3 protein-coding genes and 1 pseudogene are annotated in these 2,314 nt (G+C 38.2%); 2 read left to right on the forward strand and 2 right to left on the reverse strand.

The features are described from left to right. Positions 1-290: 290 nt before the first annotated feature. Together H6G26_RS40990 and H6G26_RS40995 are read right to left on the reverse strand one after the other, a co-directional pair. Positions 291-836, reverse strand: a pseudogene (locus H6G26_RS40990) (ISAs1 family transposase); the annotation flags it as partial. Between the two features lie 72 nt (positions 837-908). Continuing rightward, positions 909-1,394 carry a transposase family protein gene (locus H6G26_RS40995; RefSeq protein ID WP_190737804.1) on the reverse strand — a complete coding sequence of 162 codons (486 nt, stop codon included), beginning with the start codon at positions 1,392-1,394 and terminating at the stop codon, positions 909-911. A gap of 200 nt (positions 1,395-1,594) precedes the next feature. Here H6G26_RS40995 and H6G26_RS41000 point away from each other — a divergent pair, with 200 nt between their 5' ends. After that, on the forward strand, positions 1,595-1,834 hold the full coding sequence (locus H6G26_RS41000; RefSeq protein ID WP_190737805.1) for a hypothetical protein: 240 nt from the start codon (positions 1,595-1,597) through the stop codon (positions 1,832-1,834). Between the two features lie 148 nt (positions 1,835-1,982). Continuing rightward, on the forward strand, positions 1,983-2,314 hold a 332-nt coding region (locus H6G26_RS41005), incomplete at its 3' end, for a hypothetical protein (RefSeq protein WP_190737807.1).

Consider the following 2,314-nt stretch of genomic DNA (forward strand, 5'->3'; position numbering starts at 1 on the left):
TTGTAACTTACTAGCAGCAATTTATAACTATGAGTTAAATTTAGCAATTCCAAAATGCAAACCCTTGACTATAACATAAAAGTAATTTTGCAAGAGGTCTAGTATAGCCAGAGCATCATCTTCATGATTAAAACAAGGATAATTGCCCTGGGGAAATATTACCTTTACGTCCGCGATGATACTAGAGCGGGAAATCAATCTAATTAATTAAGATACTCCAAAATATCACTTTTTTGACGGCGAAGAATAGAGAGCGCTTTATGCTCAAGCTGACGGATTCGTTCTCAGGGCTATTTCATTCTAAAAAGTTGTTTGAGTGTGTCTAAACCAAAAGAGCAGAGTCGTTGGGCTTGTGCCATATTTTTAAACATCTGATCGCGGTATAAATTGAGTGTAAAATTGCGAGCGATCGCAAAATTTTGAGGAAGGGGGGTAGTGCGAATTCTAGATTTATCTTCGCCTTGGGTAACATCTCTAACATAGTGGACTTTATTTTCAACACCCCAATATCCTCTAATTCGTTCAGCTAATTCTTGAGCAGTTTTATTTAAAGATGAAATATAATAACGGGTTTCATGAGTTACTTCAATAACATTGTGTGTGAAAACCTGACGTTCTGATTTGACTTTAATCAAAGTGCTAAGTCCTGGCCAAGAGCGAATACCATCAAGATTTTGGCAAATACTGACATGACGCTTTTCAATTCGACCATGCCCTTTGTTTATCTGTTCATAAGTAAATTCTGGTATAAAATTGGCTTTAACATCTTTGAATAGATTAGGTTGATTGCCTTTTAAGGCGGCAACATAATCATTTCCACTATTTATAATCAACTCACAAGTTTTTTTTGAGTATTAATAGCATCAAAGGCAAAAACAACTCCCTTGAGAGCCAGTTTTGAAATCAACTCAGGTAAAGCAATGATATGCATTAGTTTTGGCATCGACTTGAAATGGCTCTAAAATTAAGCCTCGCTCAACAATATAAGAACTAACTAACATAATCGCTGGATGCGAATCGGATTTAGGGTTATCATTTTCAATCAGATATGAACCTTTGAGAACTTTGCCATCTAACCCAACAGTTTCTCCAGTATTTGGTTGTACATTAAAGAATTTGCTCAGACACACGGAATAATCTTCGTAATCCACGTGTAATAAGGCACGACGCACAGTGCTATAAGATGGTAGTCTATTTTTCGGCGGTTGAAAAAGGTCAATCAACGGCTCACGGTAGCTTGAAATCCAGTCTCCAATTGCTAAAAATCCTTTGTTCCCTGCTGCGATCGCCAATGTGAAAAGTGCCAAAGATAATGGTAGATTATGTCTCTGTCCGGCGCGGCGACGGGGGTCTTTTAGACCTGCAAAAGCTTTGATAATTTCGATTTCAGACACGGTAATAGATGCTTGAAGTAGAACTGGCGCTGCATTTTACCATATCGCGTCTACATTTAGAATGAAATAGCCCTGGACTATTTGTATCGGCTGCTAACGTTAGCAATCTGGTTTCAGTTAGCAATGGGAATATAGCCGTTTCTACAATTCCATCAGTATCAGAAATAATCACACCACAACAAGTTCAGACTTTTGAAAAATTGCCAGATCCTTGGATGTTAGAGGATGAAGTCATTCATTGTACCAGTAATCAAGCAGTTATTCTCTCATTCCCTACATTGAGATTGCTGCCTCCAGTTGAAGAAATTTCACCACAACCAAAACGTACTACTCGTTCAAATAAAGCTAACAATGCTGCCAACAAGTCACTGAAAAACAAACAGGCTGATGTAAAGTCTTCAGGCAAACGCAAGCCAGGTAGACCGCGTAAAACTGCTTAATTCGCTTTTTAGTTCTCGTCTGATCACCGAAGAATAAATATCTGAAGGTTCAAAAGTTTAAATGAGGCAATTACTTGCCTCATTTATTATTAATAAGAGAAAGGCTTCGCCATAGCAAAAGTGAAAAAATAATATTGTGAGTGATGCAATGGTACAGCAACTTTTCACTCAAGGTTCTTTATTCGATTTGCAAACAGTAATCGATTATGGGCAGTCAGTTATTAATGTTGCCCAAGAGCTTGCAAAAGTTTTAACAGATAATCGCCCTCTCTCTACAAAAACTGTTTCTTCCCAGATGAATCGCTACTTTTTAGGCACTGCCGCGTCTGGTGCATGGCAATGGAAAGATGCTTACGAAGCTGTGGAAGTAGCGCAAATATTATATCTGCGTCATCTGGGAATTAAGATTTTATCACAACAACCTCAAGTGGTTGTGCAACAATTAGAAGAATTAACAGCCCTCTGCCCGACGCATACTCG

It is taken from the genome of Nostoc sp. FACHB-888 (assembly GCF_014696655.1).
In the GTDB taxonomy this organism is placed as follows: Bacteria; Cyanobacteriota; Cyanobacteriia; order Cyanobacteriales; family Nostocaceae; genus Nostoc.